Below are 12,704 nucleotides of genomic sequence, written 5' to 3' on the forward strand. Positions count from 1 at the left end.
GCCGGCGCCCTGACCGGCGTACATGAGAAAAGGGCCCGGCCCCCGCGGAGGGGTCCGGGCCCGATTCTGCCGGCCTGAGTGGATCAGGCCTCGTCCTTCTTCGCCTCGTCCTTGGCCTCGGCGGCGGGAGCGTCGGCGGCGGCGGTCTCCTCGGCGGGAGCCTCCGTGGCCTCGGCGGCCGGAGCCGTCTCCTCGGTCTCGGCGGCGGCCGGAGCGGTCTCCGCGGCGGCCGGAGCCTCCGTGGTGCGCGAGACGGTGACCGGGTTCAGGGGCTCGGCCACCAGCTCGATGACCGCCATGGGGGCGTTGTCGCCCTTACGCGCACCGATCTTGGTGATCCGGGTGTAGCCGCCCGGGCGCTCGGCGAACGTCGGCGCGATCTCCGTGAACAGGTGGTGCACGACGCCCTTGTCCTTGACGACGGTCAGCACCTGGCGACGGTTGTGGATGTCACCCTTCTTCGCCTTGGTGATCAGGCGCTCCGCCAGCGGCCGCAGGCGCTTGGCCTTCGTCACCGTGGTGCGGATCTTGCCGTGGCGGAACAGGTCCGTGGCGAGGTTGGCCAGGATCAGCCGCTCGTGCGCCGCGCTGCCGCCAAGACGCGCGCCCTTGGTGGGCTTGGGCATTGCTCTCTCCTTGTGAGTTCACCCGCCCCGGCCGTACCAGGTACCGGGGTCGGGCCGGCCGCGTCAGGCGACGCGGTCCGTCAGTGTCCCCGCGCCGGGCGGACGGGCCGCCCAGCACGAGGTCGTGAGGGCCGAAGCCCTCTCAGGGTCAGTACTGCTCGGTCTCGACGTACGCGCTGTCGTCGTCGTCGTAACCGGCACCGGCGACCGCGCTCGGGTCGAACCCGGGCGGGGAGTCCTTGAGGGCCAGCGTCATCTCGTGGAGCTTCTGCTTGACCTCCTCGATGGACTTGGCGCCGAAGTTCCTTATGTCGAGAAGGTCCTGCTCACTGCGGGCGACGAGCTCACCCACGGTGTGGATGCCCTCGCGCTTGAGGCAGTTGTAGGAGCGAACCGTGAGGTTGAGCTCCTCGATCGGCAGCGCCAGATCGGCGGCCAGGGCGGCGTCGGTCGGCGACGGGCCGATGTCGATGCCCTCGGCCTCGACGTTGAGCTCACGGGCCAGGCCGAAGAGCTCGACGAGGGTCTTACCGGCGGAGGCCACCGCGTCGCGGGGCTTCATGGCCGGCTTCGTCTCGACGTCCAGGATCAGACGGTCGAAGTCGGTACGCTGCTCGACTCGGGTCGCCTCGACCTTGTAGGTGACCTTGAGCACCGGGGAGTAGATGGAGTCGATCGGGATGCGACCGATCTCCTGGCCCGGCTGCTTGTTCTGCGCGGCGGAGACGTAGCCGCGACCGCGCTCGACGGTCAGCTCCATCTCCAGCTTCGCCTTGCCGTTGAGCGTGGCGATGCGCAGCTCGGGGTTGTGCACCTCGACACCGGCCGGCGGCGCGATGTCGGCGGCGGTGACCTCACCCGGGCCCTGCTTGCGCAGGTACATCACGACCGGCTCGTCGTGCTCGGACGAGACGACGAGCTCCTTGAGGTTGAGGATGATGTCGGTGACGTCTTCCTTGACCCCGGGAACGGTCGAGAACTCGTGCAGCACACCCTCGACCCGGATGCTCGTCACGGCCGCGCCCGGAATGGACGACAGCAGCGTGCGGCGGAGCGAGTTGCCGATGGTGTAGCCGAAACCCGGCTCCAGCGGCTCGATGACGAACCTGGAGCGCGTGTCGTCGATCGACTCTTCGAGAAGAGTCGGGCGCTGAGCGATCAGCATGAGTGGGTTCTCCCCTTTTTCGTGTGGCGCCCGCTATATGACGCCACTCCGATAAACAGCCTAGTTCGCGTACGGAAATCCGTACGCGAACCAGAAGACGAGCTACTACTTGGAGTAGTACTCGACGATCAGCTGCTCCTGCACCTGGGTGTCGATCTGCTGGCGAACCGGCAGCTGGTGAATCAGGACGCGGAGCTTGTCCGGCACGACGCCCAGCCAGGCCGGGACCGTACGGTCGCCGGCGGTGGCGCGAGCCACCTCGTAGGGCAGGAGGTTGCGCTTGGTCTCACGGACCTCGATGATGTCGTGCTCGCGCACACGGTAAGAAGGAATGTCGACCTTCTTGCCGTTCACCATGATGTGGCCGTGGCGGACCTGCTGGCGGGCGGCGTCACGCGACTGAGCGAACCCGGCGCGGTAGACGACGTTGTCGAGACGGCTCTCCAGAATCTGGAGCAGCACCTCACCCGACTTGCCCGCCTTGCCGGCGGCTTCCTCGTAGTAGTTGCGGAACTGCTTCTCGAGGACGCCGTAAATGCGACGGGTCTTCTGCTTCTCACGAAGCTGAAGCTGGTACTCGGACTCCTTGGGACGTCCGCGACCGTGCTCACCCGGGGGGTAAGGACGGATTTCGATGGGGCACTTGGCGGATTCGCACTTGCTGCCCTTGAGGAAGAGCTTGGTCTTCTCGCGACGGCAGAGCTTGCAGTCCGCGCCCGTGTAACGAGCCATTTCTCAATATCTCCTGGGAATCAGACGCGGCGGCGCTTCGGCGGACGGCAGCCGTTGTGCGGGACGGGCGTGACGTCCTGGATCGAACCCACTTCGAGGCCGGTGGCCTGGAGGGAGCGGATCGCGGTCTCACGGCCGGAGCCGGGACCCTTGACGAACACGTCGACCTTGCGCATGCCGTGCTCCATGGCGCGGCGGGCGGCGTTCTCGGCGGCCATCTGAGCGGCGAACGGGGTGGACTTACGGGAGCCCTTGAAACCCACGTGGCCGGCGCTGGCCCAGGAGATCACGTTCCCGTTCGGGTCGGTGATCGAGACGATCGTGTTGTTGAACGTGCTCTTGATGTGGGCGTGCCCGTGAGCGACGTTCTTCTTTTCCTTGCGGCGCACCTTCTTGGGCGCACCCTGACGGCTCTTAGGAGGCATTGGTTGCCTTCACTCCAGGTGGTTCGGTCGCGGCTGCGAGGATTACTTCTTACCGGGCTTCTTCTTGCCGGCCACGGTCTTCTTCTTGCCCTTACGGGTGCGCGCGTTGGTCTGGGTGCGCTGACCGTGGACGGGCAGGCCCTTGCGGTGCCTGATGCCCTGGTAACAACCGATCTCGATCTTGCGACGGATGTCGGCCTGAACCTCGCGGCGCAGGTCGCCCTCGATCTTGAAGGTCGACTCGATGTAGTCACGCATCGGGACGAGCTCGGTGTCGGAGAGCTGGTGCACACGGAGGTCGCCGCTGATCCCGGTGGCCTGGAGGATCTCCTGGGCGCGGGTGCGGCCGATGCCGTAGATGTAGGTGAGAGCGATCTCCAGCCGCTTGTCGCGGGGGAGGTCGACGCCAACCAGGCGAGCCATGGTCGGGCATTCTCCTTCGTTGTGGCGGAGGTCTGGCGCGCCACTTCCCCTCCCCATGCCCGGGGTGAGGGCCCCGGCCTCCGACCGGGGGTCTCCCGAGTGGTCCGCGCCCGTGAGGGCACGCCTGCTCGGGTGTAGCACGCGATTACTTGCTCAGGCTCCTCATGCGTCGAGTCCGCTCCCTGCTGGGGCGGACTCGGAGAAGCCTTGCGGCGACTAGCCCTGGCGCTGCTTGTGGCGCAGGTTGTCGCAGATCACCATGACGCGACCGTGCCGGCGAATCACCTTGCACTTGTCGCAGATCTTCTTGACGCTCGGCTTTACCTTCATTGTCCTTGTTCCTCAGACGTCTTACTTGTATCGGTAGACGATCCGCCCGCGACTAAGGTCGTAGGGGCTCAGTTCAACGACTACCCGGTCGTCAGGAAGGATTCGGATGTAGTGCATCCGCATCCGTCCGCTGATGTGGGCCAGGACCTTATGGCCGTTATCGAGCTGCACCCGGAACATAGCGTTCGGGAGCGACTCAACCACAGTGCCCTCGATCTCGATGGCGCCGTCTTTCTTGGCCAAAATCCCTCGCGTTTCACTGATCGGTCGTCTGAGGCTCCGGTTCACTAAGCAGCCGCGACCTCACGCTTCGAAGAGAGCGGCGACCGCCAAGGGTCGCCGACGCGTGGTAGTCATAGTGAGCCGACTAAGGAGTGTACGACACCTGAGAGTAGAACGCGAAACGCGTGCCAGGTGTCCTGACACAACCAGAGGCCAGTCTACCCGACCAATCTCCCACCTCACGCCATCTCCCTCGTACGGGGAGCGTTTCCTACATGGCACGGCCCGGGGTCGAACACAGCATAAGGCCCGCCGGAGAACCGGCGGGCCTTCGGGGAATGTCGGGGATCATTGGGTGCGCCACGTCACACGATCAGTAGATCCGGTGGGCCGAGCCGCAGAAGGAGAACTTGCCGCCCCAGCAGGTGTACGTCCACACCTTCTTGATGTCCCGCTTGGACCAGGTGTGGTCGTGCGAGCCGTTCCAGCCGTAGAAGTGCTTGCCGGTCCGGCCGCTGTTGTACTCGTACCGGAACCAGATGTAGCCCTGCTTGGACGTGAACTCCTTGCCGTACCAGTGGGTGTAGACCTTGCCGCCGGACTTCCAGGTCTTCCCGTAGGTGTAGGCCTTCTTGTTGCTGGAGTAGTACTTGCCCCAGTTGCCGGCCGACGTGGTCGACGTGGTCACCTCGGTGGCGCCGGAGGTGGCCGCCTGGGCTGCGGGGGCGACGGCCACACCGGTGAGAGCCATCGAGCCGGCGAGGGCGGTAGCCGCGAGGAGCTTGCGCATGGTGTGCCTCCGTGAGTGGTGTCTCGCTGAACACCGCTTACGTTAGGAACGCGCGCGATTTCACACAGTGTAGGAATACGCACTGCGCACTAGTGCACAGACGACCGCTACTTCTTCTCCTGCGGCCCACTGCCGAAAATGGTGCTGACCAGCAGGATCGCCCCCCACGGGCCCATCACCCACAGCGGCCACGGATAGATGAAGTGTTCGGCCGTGAAGCTGACGATCAACCAGATCACCCAGTTGATGGCGCTGGCCCCCGCCCACGCGCTCCAGGCCGCCTTCATCCCGGGGTGCATCCCCGTCGACTTGGCCACCGGCTGCGGTGTGATCTTCGCCGGGCGGTTGCGCAGGTCCACATCCGGGAGATCGGCCGTTAACCGGGCTAGCTCACCATAGGTCCTGCTCTTGTAGAGCTGTTCGAGCCGCTCGTTGAACTCGTCCATGGTGATGCGGCCCTCTGCGGTGTGTTCACGCAGCACCGCCGCCACCTTGTCCCTGTCGACGTCGGAGGCACGCATCTCGGGGCTCTGCGCCATACCACCCACCACTCCTGGCTCGTTTACGGCTGTGCCAGGCGCTCTTTGCCCCCATCCAGGGCGGTAAGCACCCAAGGACCATTATGTGTCACCGCGACGCTGTGCTCGAAGTGTGCGGACGCCTTACCGTCGACCGTCACGACGGTCCAGTCGTCGGCCAGCACCCGGGTGCGGTCCGAGCCGAGGTTGACCATGGGCTCGATGGCCAGGCACATGCCGGGCTCCAGCACGGGACCTCTGCCGGGCTTGCCATGGTTGGCGATCCACGGGTCCATGTGCATCTCGGTGCCGATGCCGTGGCCGCCGTACTCCTGAGGGATGCCGTAGCGGCCCTGAGATCTCACATAACGCTCGATCTCGTAGCCGATGTCCGACAGGTGCCGGCCGACGGTGAGCGCCCTGATGCCGCTCCACATCGCCTCTTCGGTGATCCGCATCAGCTCGGTCAGCTTCGGGTCCACCTCGCCCACCGGGACGGTGACCGCGGAGTCGCCGTGCCAGCCGTCGAGGATGGCGCCGCAGTCGATCGAGATGACATCGCCCTCGCGAAGCTTGCGGGCGTTCGTCGGGATGCCGTGCACGACCTCGTTGTTCACCGAGGCGCAGATGGTGGCGGGAAAGCCCTGATAGCCCTTGAACGACGGGATGGCGCCCTCGCCCCTGATCGCCTTCTCGGCGATGACGTCGAGATCGAGCGGCGTCATGCCGGGCTCGACCGAGCGCTTCAGCAGGTCGAGCGTGCGCCCGACCACCAGTCCTGCCCCGCGCATCTTCTCGAGCTGCTCAGGCGTCTTGATCTGAATTCCATGCCGGTTCTTCTTGAACACTTACGGCACCCCCAGGTGCTTCAACGGGCAGAGGCGGGAGCCCAATTCCCCCCACAATAGCCGCGAGGTGGCACGGAAATCCGTGCCACCTCCGCAGTCGGTCGTCACATCTAACCTATGAAGGGCCGAATGGCATCCATGGCCCGTTGGGTTACCTCTTCGACCGGGCCAGTCGCATCGACCCCGACGAGGATGCCCTCGTCCGCGTAGTAGGCGATCAGCGGCGACGTCTGCTCCTGATAGACCTCAAGGCGGTGCCTGACGGTGTCTTCTTTGTCATCGTCACGCTGGAACAACGCGCCGCCACAGGCGTCGCACTTGTCATCCTGCTTGTCGTCGAACTCCACATGCCAGATGCGGCCGCACTGGCTGCAGGTACGCCGGCCCGCCAGTCGTCTGACGACCTCGTCGTCGTCGACCACCAACTCCAGGACCAGGTCGAGCGCCTGTCCCCAGTCGGCCAGCATCTTCTTGAGAATCTCCGCCTGCGGCTCGTTGCGCGGGAAGCCGTCGAGCAGGAAGCCGTCCTGCGCGTCGTCCTCGGAGAGGCGATCACGGACCATGGCGATGGTGACCTCGTCGGGCACCAGATCGCCACGATCCATGTATGTCTTGGCCAGCTTGCCGAGCTCCGTGCCGCCGGAAACGTTGGCACGGAAGATGTCACCTGTCGAAATCTTCGGGATCGACAGGTTCGATGCGATGTACTGGGCCTGAGTCCCTTTACCCGCTCCAGGGGGCCCGACCAGAACGAGACGCACTACCGGAGGAAACCTTCGTAATTACGCTGCTGCAGCTGAGCCTCGATCTGCTTTACCGTGTCCAGGCCGACACCAACCATGATCAGAATGCTCGTCCCTCCGAACGGGAAGTTCTGGCTCGCACCGGCCACCGCCAGCGCGACGATCGGGACCATGGAGATCAGACCCAGATAGAGCGAGCCAGGCGCGGTCAGACGGCTGAGTACGAAACTGAGGTATTCAGCCGTCGGCCGGCCCGGGCGGATGCCCGGAATGAACCCACCGTACTTCTTCATGTTGTCCGCTACTTCAGCGGGGTTGAAAGTGATGGACACGTAGAAGTACGTGAAGAACACGATCAGCAGGAAGAAGGTGGCCATGTAGATCGGCGTGTCACCGGTGGCCAGGTTCTGGGAGATCCACTGGACGACCGCGTTCGGGTTCTCGGCGTTGGCGAACAGCGAGGTCACGAGCTGCGGAAGGTAGAGCAGCGACGAGGCGAAGATGACCGGGATGATGCCGGCCTGGTTGACCTTCAGCGGGATGTAGGTCGAGGTCCCGCCGTACATCCGGCGGCCGACCATGCGCTTGGCGTACTGGACCGGGATGCGGCGCTGCGCCTGCTCGACGAAGACGACCGCGGCGACCATGAAGATGCCGACCACCAGGACCACCGCGAAGGTGAACTTGTTCGCCTGGAAGATGTTGGCGAGCTCGGAGGGGAAGATGGAGACCACAGAGGTGAAGATCAGGATCGACATGCCGTTGCCGACACCCCGGTCGGTGATCAGCTCACCCAGCCACATGATCACGGACGTGCCCGCGGTCATGATGAGGACCATGGTGACGATCTGGAACACGTTGTCCGGGTCGAGCAGCACGTCCTGCTGGCAGTTGGGGAACAGCTGCCCCGAGCGCGCCAGCGCGATGAACGCCGTGGACTGCAGGACACCGAGAGCGATCGTCAGATAACGGGTGTACTGTGTGATCTTGGCTTGCCCGGACTGGCCCTCTTTCTTGAGGGCTTCCAGGCGTGGAATCACGACGACGAGCAGCTGAAGAATGATGCTCGCGGTGATGTAGGGCATGATGCCCAGCGCGAAAACCGACAGCTTCAGAAGCGCGCCGCCGCTGAACAGCTGCACCATTCCGTAGATGTTGCCGGTGTCGCCGGTACGGGCCTGATCGAAACAGGCCGCGAGGTTCTGGACGTGAACGCCCGGAGTCGGAAGAACCGAGCCGAGACGGAACAGCGCGATGATGCCCAGAGTGAAGAGCAACTTCTTGCGCAGGTCCGGTGTCCGGAACGCCCGGGTAAACGCGGTCAGCACGGTCCCTCCTGCGCGCCCATAAGGCGGTGTGAGTATGCGATGGTGCGGGGATCTGCCATCTGAAGTCTCAGGTCAGTCGAGCAGGACAGGATCCTGCTGTCTCGCGAACTCTAACGCACTACGGGCGTGGGGGCCCATTGTCAGAACCCCCACGCCTCGTAATGGCTCTTACAGCTCGGTAACGGAACCCCCAGCAGCGGCGATCTTCTCCTTCGCGGCGGACGAGAAGGCATGCGCCGTCACGTTCACCGAGACCGAGATGTCACCGGTGCCGAGCACCTTGACCGGCTGGTTCTTGCGGACAGCGCCCTTGGCGACCAGCGTCTCGACGGTGACCTCGCCACCGTCGGGGAACAGCTCGCCGAGCTTGTCCAGGTTGACGACCTGGTAGGTCGTCTTGAACATGGCGTTGGAGAAGCCCTTGAGCTTCGGCAGACGCCTCTGCAGCGGCACCTGGCCACCCTCGAAACCGAGGGGGACCGTCGTACGGGCACGACTGCCCTTGGTGCCGCGACCAGCGGTCTTGCCCTTGGACGCCTCGCCCCGGCCCTTGCGGACCTTGGACTTGTTGGAGCCAGGAGCAGGACGCAGGTCGTGAATCTTCAGCGGAGCGTTGTCAGTCATGACTAGTCGACCTCTTCCACGGCGACGAGGTGCGTCACCACGGAGACCATGCCACGAATCTCGGGCCGGTCCTCCTTGACGACGACGTCGCCGATTCGCTTCAGGCCAAGAGAACGCAGCGAGTCACGCTGGTTCTGCTTGCCACCGATCTTCGAGCGAACCTGAGTGATCTTCAGGCGTGCCATCGACTAGCTCACCGCCTTCGCCGCTGCGGCCTCCGCGATGCCTTCACGCTGAGCCCTGAGCATCCGGGCCGGAGCCACGTCCTCGATCGGCAGGCCACGGCGAGCGGCGATCTCCTCGGGCCGGGAAAGACCCTTCAGAGCCGCCACGGTGGCGTGCACGATGTTGATCGGGTTGTCCGAGCCGAGCGACTTGGACAGCACGTCGTGGATGCCGGCGCACTCCAGGACCGCACGCACCGGGCCACCGGCGATGACGCCGGTACCGGCCGAGGCCGGGCGGAGGAAGACGACACCGGCCGCCTCCTCACCCTGCACGATGTGCGGGATGGTGCCCTGGATCCGAGGCACCTTGAAGAAGTGCTTCTTCGCCTCTTCGACGCCCTTGGCGATGGCCGCGGGAACTTCCTTGGCCTTGCCGTAGCCGACGCCGACCATGCCGTTGCCGTCACCGACGACGACCAGGGCGGTGAAGCTGAAGCGACGACCACCCTTCACGACCTTGGCCACTCGGTTGATCTTCACTACGCGCTCGATGTACGAGACGCCCTTGTCGGCGGCGCCGCCGCGGCGATCGTCACGACGGTCACGCCGCTCGCCACCGGTGCCGCCACCGCGACGCGGAGCTGCAGCCATCAGTGGTTCCTCATCTCAGTTGCCAGTATCAGTTGCGATTGCCGGGCCCGCATCAGAACTCGAGCCCGCCTTCGCGAGCGCTGTCCGCCAGGGCGGCGATGCGCCCCGCGTAGCGGTTGCCACCACGGTCGAACACGACCGCCGTGATCCCGGCTTCCTTGGCCCGCTGAGCGAGGAGCTCGCCGACCTTCTTGGCCTTCTCGGTCTTGTCCGCCTCGAGCGTGCGCAGCGAGGAGTCCATGGTGGACGCGCTCACCAGAGTGTGGCCGACGGAGTCGTCCACGATCTGCACGAACAGGTGACGGGTCGAACGGTTGACGACCAAGCGCGGGCGCTGGGCCGTACCGACGACGTTCTTGCGGACGCGGCGGTGACGGCGGGCCCGCGAGACGGTGCGGGCAGCCGTGTGCTTGCCGAACGCAGTCTTCGGAGCCATGCCTACTTACCAGCCTTTCCGACCTTGCGGCGGATCTGTTCGCCCTGGTAACGCACACCCTTGCCCTTGTACGGGTCGGGCTTGCGCAACTTGCGGATGTTGGCCGCGACCTCGCCGACCTTCTGCTTGTCGATGCCGTCCACATGGAACAGGGTCGGCTTCTCGACGCGGAAGGTGACGCCCTCAGGGGCGTTGACGATGACCGGGTGACTGAAGCCCAGTGCGAACTCCAGCTGCGACGGGCCCTTGGCCTGAACGCGGTAACCGACTCCGACGATCTCCAGGGTCTTGGAGTAGCCCTGGGTGACGCCCTGCACCATGTTGGCGATCAGCGTCCGGGACAGCCCGTGCAGCGCACGGACCTTGTTCTCGTCGTTGGGACGAGTCACTGCGATGGCGCCGTCATCGTCGCGGTCCACCGCGATGGGCTCGGCGACCGTGTGAGAAAGCGTGCCCTTCGGGCCCTTGACCTGGACATCCCGACCGTTGATCGTGATGTCTACGCCGCCGGGCACAGGGATGGGCAGCCGTCCGATTCTCGACATGCTGTATTCCTCCCCTCTACCAGACGTAGGCGAGGACTTCCCCGCCTACACCACGCTTGCCGGCCTGCTTGTCGGTCATGAGACCGGCGGACGACGAGATGATCGCGACGCCCAGCCCTCCCAGAACTCGGGGCAGGTTGTCCTTCTTCGCATAGACCCGCAGTCCGGGCTTCGACACCCGGCGCAGGCCAGCGAGCGACCGCTCACGGGTCGGACCGAACTTGAGCTCCACCACGAGGTTCTTGCCAACCTTGGCGTCTTCGACGGCCCAAGACTGGATGTATCCCTCCTGCTGGAGGATCTCGGCGATGTGCGCCTTGATCTTCGAGTACGGCATCGACACGCTTTCGTGGTACGCCGAATTCGCATTGCGCAGACGTGTGAGCATGTCTGCGATCGGGTCGGTCATCGTCATGGCCAGTGGCCTTCCTCGCCGCGGTTTCCAGTCGGCCAAGTTTCAGCGTCCGGCACTGCTGCCGGGCACTGCTCTGCCGGTGGACCTTCGGCGCGGTCATGGGTGCTCTCTAGGAGAGCCCCCTGGTTTTGACATTTACGGATATGTACGGCCAGCTGCCGCCTTCAGGGACGACACGCGCCGCCCCCAAGAGTAACTACCAGCTGGACTTGGTGATGCCAGGCAGCTCGCCCCGGTGCGCCATCTCGCGGAAGCACACACGGCACAGGCCGAACTTCCTGTAGACGGCCCTGGGACGCCCGCAGCGAGTGCAGCGGGTGTAGCCGCGGACGTTGAACTTCGGCTTGCGCGCCGCCTTGGCGATCAGCGACTTCTTCGCCATATCAGGCCTCCTTGAACGGGAAGCCGAGAAGCTTGAGCAGCGCCCGGCCCTGGTCGTCAGTCTTCGCGGTGGTCACGACCGTGATGTCCATGCCCCGCGGCCGGTCGACCTTGTCCTGGTCGACCTCGTGGAACATGACCTGCTCGGTCAGACCGAAGGTGTAGTTGCCGTTGCCGTCGAACTGCTTCGGCGACAGGCCGCGGAAGTCCCTGATGCGCGGCAGCGCCAGCGACAGCAGCCGGTCAAGGAACTCCCACATGCGGTCACCGCGGAGAGTGACGTGCGCGCCGATCGGCATGCCCTCACGCAGCTTGAACTGCGCGATGGACTTGCGGGCCCGGACGACGGCCGGCTTCTGGCCGGTGATCACGGTGAGGTCGCGGACAGCGCCCTCGATGAGCTTCGAGTCGCGAGCCGCCTCGCCGACACCCATGTTGACCTTGATCTTCACCAGGCCGGGGATCTGCATGACGTTCTCGATGCCGAAGTCCTCGCGAAGCTGAGCCGCGATCTCCTCGCGGTACTTCGTCTTGAGGCGCGGCGTCGGGCGCTCGGTCTCAGTGGTCGTGGCAGTCATCAGCTGTCCTCACCCGTCTCGTCGGCCTTGTCGGCCTTCTTGTCGGCGGGCTTTTCGGCGGGCTTGTCTTCCTTGAGCTTCTTCACGTTGCTCACGTGAATGGGAGCCTCCATGGTCTGCACGCCACCCGCCTGGGTGCCGCGCGGACCCTGCTGCTCCTTCTGGTGCTTCTTGATCATGTTGACGCCCTCGACGACCACGCGGTCCTCGCGCGGGAAGGTGGCGATCACATGCCCCTTGGCACCCTTGTTCTTACCGGCGATGACCTGGACCAGGTCGCCCTTCTTCACATGCAGCTTCGGCATTACAGCACCTCCGGCGCGAGCGAGATGATGCGCATGAACTTCTTGTCGCGCAGCTCACGGCCCACCGGGCCGAAGATACGGGTGCCGCGAGGGTCACCGCTGTCCTTGATGATGACGGCGGCGTTCTCGTCGAAGCGGATGTAGGAGCCGTCGGGCCGGCGACGCTCCTTGACCGTGCGGACGATGACGGCCTTGACCACATCGCCCTTCTTGACGCCCGTGCTGCCGGGCAGGGCGTCCTTGACAGTGGCGACGATGATGTCACCGATACCGGCGTAGCGTCGGCCAGAGCCACCGAGAACGCGGATGCAAAGAATCTCCTTGGCACCCGTGTTGTCGGCGACCTTGAGCCGCGACTCCTGCTGGATCACGTTTTAACTCCTGTTAGTCGCGCTGGTTCTCATCGCTGAGCCTGGCGGAACCCGATGTTGTCTTGTTCCTCCGGCCACAGC

Annotated in this window: 22 protein-coding genes; all 22 read right to left on the bottom strand. The window is 64.9% G+C overall.

Translation table 11 applies throughout. The annotated features are described in order from the left end of the window. Window positions 1–83: 83 nt before the first annotated feature. The 22 genes from rplQ to rplN all read right to left on the bottom strand — a co-directional run bounded on the left by rplQ (window position 84) and on the right by rplN (window position 12,623). On the bottom strand, window positions 84–626 hold the full coding sequence (gene rplQ, locus IEY87_RS25060; protein WP_189141217.1) for a 50S ribosomal protein L17: 543 nt from the start codon (window positions 624–626) through the stop codon (window positions 84–86). Between the two features lie 148 nt (window positions 627–774). Next, on the bottom strand, window positions 775–1,791 hold the full coding sequence (locus tag IEY87_RS25065; RefSeq protein WP_189141218.1) for a DNA-directed RNA polymerase subunit alpha: 1,017 nt from the start codon (window positions 1,789–1,791) through the stop codon (window positions 775–777). Between the two features lie 105 nt (window positions 1,792–1,896). Continuing rightward, window positions 1,897–2,523, bottom strand: a complete 627-nt coding sequence (gene rpsD, locus IEY87_RS25070; protein ID WP_189141219.1) for a 30S ribosomal protein S4 — start codon at window positions 2,521–2,523, stop codon at window positions 1,897–1,899. Window positions 2,524–2,543: 20 nt separating this feature from the next. Further along, window positions 2,544–2,948, bottom strand: a complete 405-nt coding sequence (gene rpsK, locus IEY87_RS25075; RefSeq protein ID WP_020542285.1) for a 30S ribosomal protein S11 — start codon at window positions 2,946–2,948, stop codon at window positions 2,544–2,546. Window positions 2,949–2,990: 42 nt separating this feature from the next. Beyond that, a complete protein-coding gene (gene rpsM, locus IEY87_RS25080) occupies window positions 2,991–3,371 on the bottom strand; it encodes a 30S ribosomal protein S13 (protein ID WP_189141220.1) in 381 nt (126 codons plus the stop codon). Window positions 3,372–3,587: 216 nt separating this feature from the next. Next, window positions 3,588–3,701, bottom strand: coding sequence for a 50S ribosomal protein L36 (gene rpmJ, locus IEY87_RS25085; RefSeq protein WP_003956441.1), 114 nt, complete (start codon window positions 3,699–3,701; stop codon window positions 3,588–3,590). A 21-nt stretch (window positions 3,702–3,722) separates the two neighbouring features. Continuing rightward, a complete protein-coding gene (gene infA / locus IEY87_RS25090) occupies window positions 3,723–3,944 on the bottom strand; it encodes a translation initiation factor IF-1 (protein WP_012887858.1) in 222 nt (73 codons plus the stop codon). Window positions 3,945–4,296: 352 nt separating this feature from the next. Continuing rightward, the gene (locus IEY87_RS25095; protein WP_189141221.1) at window positions 4,297–4,713 is read right to left on the bottom strand and encodes a hypothetical protein; all 417 of its coding nucleotides are present in this window, start codon (window positions 4,711–4,713) and stop codon (window positions 4,297–4,299) included. 107 nt (window positions 4,714–4,820) lie between these two features. Then, window positions 4,821–5,252, bottom strand: a complete 432-nt coding sequence (locus tag IEY87_RS25100) for a DUF1707 SHOCT-like domain-containing protein (protein ID WP_189141222.1) — start codon at window positions 5,250–5,252, stop codon at window positions 4,821–4,823. A 23-nt stretch (window positions 5,253–5,275) separates the two neighbouring features. Further along, window positions 5,276–6,079, bottom strand: a complete 804-nt coding sequence (gene map, locus IEY87_RS25105) for a type I methionyl aminopeptidase (RefSeq protein WP_189141223.1) — start codon at window positions 6,077–6,079, stop codon at window positions 5,276–5,278. 110 nt (window positions 6,080–6,189) lie between these two features. After that, window positions 6,190–6,840, bottom strand: a complete 651-nt coding sequence (locus IEY87_RS25110) for an adenylate kinase (protein ID WP_189141224.1) — start codon at window positions 6,838–6,840, stop codon at window positions 6,190–6,192. Then, window positions 6,840–8,150: a preprotein translocase subunit SecY gene (gene secY, locus IEY87_RS25115; RefSeq protein WP_189141225.1), complete on the bottom strand. Its 1,311-nt coding sequence runs from the start codon at window positions 8,148–8,150 to the stop codon at window positions 6,840–6,842. Before secY ends, IEY87_RS25110 begins: the two co-directional genes overlap by 1 nt. A gap of 168 nt (window positions 8,151–8,318) precedes the next feature. After that, complete coding sequence (gene rplO / locus IEY87_RS25120) at window positions 8,319–8,774, bottom strand: 50S ribosomal protein L15 (RefSeq protein WP_189141226.1); 456 nt, start codon at window positions 8,772–8,774, stop codon at window positions 8,319–8,321. Window positions 8,775–8,776: 2 nt separating this feature from the next. Continuing rightward, complete coding sequence (gene rpmD / locus IEY87_RS25125; protein ID WP_189141227.1) at window positions 8,777–8,959, bottom strand: 50S ribosomal protein L30; 183 nt, start codon at window positions 8,957–8,959, stop codon at window positions 8,777–8,779. A 3-nt stretch (window positions 8,960–8,962) separates the two neighbouring features. Continuing rightward, window positions 8,963–9,592 carry a 30S ribosomal protein S5 gene (gene rpsE, locus IEY87_RS25130; protein WP_189141228.1) on the bottom strand — a complete coding sequence of 210 codons (630 nt, stop codon included), beginning with the start codon at window positions 9,590–9,592 and terminating at the stop codon, window positions 8,963–8,965. Window positions 9,593–9,644: 52 nt separating this feature from the next. Further along, on the bottom strand, window positions 9,645–10,028 hold the full coding sequence (gene rplR / locus IEY87_RS25135) for a 50S ribosomal protein L18 (RefSeq protein ID WP_189141229.1): 384 nt from the start codon (window positions 10,026–10,028) through the stop codon (window positions 9,645–9,647). A gap of 2 nt (window positions 10,029–10,030) precedes the next feature. Further along, the gene (gene rplF / locus IEY87_RS25140; protein WP_189141230.1) at window positions 10,031–10,573 is read right to left on the bottom strand and encodes a 50S ribosomal protein L6; all 543 of its coding nucleotides are present in this window, start codon (window positions 10,571–10,573) and stop codon (window positions 10,031–10,033) included. Window positions 10,574–10,589: 16 nt separating this feature from the next. Beyond that, the gene (gene rpsH, locus IEY87_RS25145; RefSeq protein WP_189141231.1) at window positions 10,590–10,988 is read right to left on the bottom strand and encodes a 30S ribosomal protein S8; all 399 of its coding nucleotides are present in this window, start codon (window positions 10,986–10,988) and stop codon (window positions 10,590–10,592) included. Between the two features lie 196 nt (window positions 10,989–11,184). Further along, window positions 11,185–11,370 (bottom strand): type Z 30S ribosomal protein S14, encoded by a 186-nt coding sequence (locus IEY87_RS25150; RefSeq protein WP_189141232.1) that lies wholly within the window; start codon window positions 11,368–11,370, stop codon window positions 11,185–11,187. A 1-nt stretch (window position 11,371) separates the two neighbouring features. Next, the gene (gene rplE, locus IEY87_RS25155; RefSeq protein ID WP_189141233.1) at window positions 11,372–11,947 is read right to left on the bottom strand and encodes a 50S ribosomal protein L5; all 576 of its coding nucleotides are present in this window, start codon (window positions 11,945–11,947) and stop codon (window positions 11,372–11,374) included. Beyond that, the gene (gene rplX / locus IEY87_RS25160) at window positions 11,947–12,243 is read right to left on the bottom strand and encodes a 50S ribosomal protein L24 (protein ID WP_189141446.1); all 297 of its coding nucleotides are present in this window, start codon (window positions 12,241–12,243) and stop codon (window positions 11,947–11,949) included. The genes rplE and rplX overlap by 1 nt, the downstream gene beginning before the upstream one ends. An 8-nt stretch (window positions 12,244–12,251) precedes the next feature. Beyond that, window positions 12,252–12,623, bottom strand: a complete 372-nt coding sequence (rplN, locus tag IEY87_RS25165; RefSeq protein WP_106253399.1) for a 50S ribosomal protein L14 — start codon at window positions 12,621–12,623, stop codon at window positions 12,252–12,254. Window positions 12,624–12,704: the final 81 nt, after the last annotated feature.

The organism is Nonomuraea glycinis (assembly GCF_014646515.1).
In the GTDB taxonomy this organism is placed as follows: Bacteria; Actinomycetota; Actinomycetes; order Streptosporangiales; family Streptosporangiaceae; genus Nonomuraea; species Nonomuraea glycinis.

What these genes read in the sequence shown, in the direction of transcription:
- rpsM (WP_189141220.1), bottom strand. Translation starts at nt 3,371, where the DNA reads ATGGCTCGCCTGGTTGGCGTCGACCTCCCCCGCGACAAGCGGCTGGAG.
- rpsD (WP_189141219.1), bottom strand. Translation starts at nt 2,523, where the DNA reads ATGGCTCGTTACACGGGCGCGGACTGCAAGCTCTGCCGTCGCGAGAAG.
- rpmJ (WP_003956441.1), bottom strand. Translation starts at nt 3,701, where the DNA reads ATGAAGGTAAAGCCGAGCGTCAAGAAGATCTGCGACAAGTGCAAGGTG.
- rplE (WP_189141233.1), bottom strand. Translation starts at nt 11,947, where the DNA reads ATGACTGCCACGACCACTGAGACCGAGCGCCCGACGCCGCGCCTCAAG.
- rplF (WP_189141230.1), bottom strand. Translation starts at nt 10,573, where the DNA reads ATGTCGAGAATCGGACGGCTGCCCATCCCTGTGCCCGGCGGCGTAGAC.
- rplO (WP_189141226.1), bottom strand. Translation starts at nt 8,774, where the DNA reads ATGACTGACAACGCTCCGCTGAAGATTCACGACCTGCGTCCTGCTCCT.
- IEY87_RS25150 (WP_189141232.1), bottom strand. Translation starts at nt 11,370, where the DNA reads ATGGCGAAGAAGTCGCTGATCGCCAAGGCGGCGCGCAAGCCGAAGTTC.
- IEY87_RS25095 (WP_189141221.1), bottom strand. Translation starts at nt 4,713, where the DNA reads ATGCGCAAGCTCCTCGCGGCTACCGCCCTCGCCGGCTCGATGGCTCTC.
- rpmD (WP_189141227.1), bottom strand. Translation starts at nt 8,959, where the DNA reads ATGGCACGCCTGAAGATCACTCAGGTTCGCTCGAAGATCGGTGGCAAG.
- IEY87_RS25100 (WP_189141222.1), bottom strand. Translation starts at nt 5,252, where the DNA reads ATGGCGCAGAGCCCCGAGATGCGTGCCTCCGACGTCGACAGGGACAAG.
- rpsH (WP_189141231.1), bottom strand. Translation starts at nt 10,988, where the DNA reads ATGACGATGACCGACCCGATCGCAGACATGCTCACACGTCTGCGCAAT.
- rpsE (WP_189141228.1), bottom strand. Translation starts at nt 9,592, where the DNA reads ATGGCTGCAGCTCCGCGTCGCGGTGGCGGCACCGGTGGCGAGCGGCGT.
- rpsK (WP_020542285.1), bottom strand. Translation starts at nt 2,948, where the DNA reads ATGCCTCCTAAGAGCCGTCAGGGTGCGCCCAAGAAGGTGCGCCGCAAG.
- rplR (WP_189141229.1), bottom strand. Translation starts at nt 10,028, where the DNA reads ATGGCTCCGAAGACTGCGTTCGGCAAGCACACGGCTGCCCGCACCGTC.
- rplQ (WP_189141217.1), bottom strand. Translation starts at nt 626, where the DNA reads ATGCCCAAGCCCACCAAGGGCGCGCGTCTTGGCGGCAGCGCGGCGCAC.
- IEY87_RS25065 (WP_189141218.1), bottom strand. Translation starts at nt 1,791, where the DNA reads ATGCTGATCGCTCAGCGCCCGACTCTTCTCGAAGAGTCGATCGACGAC.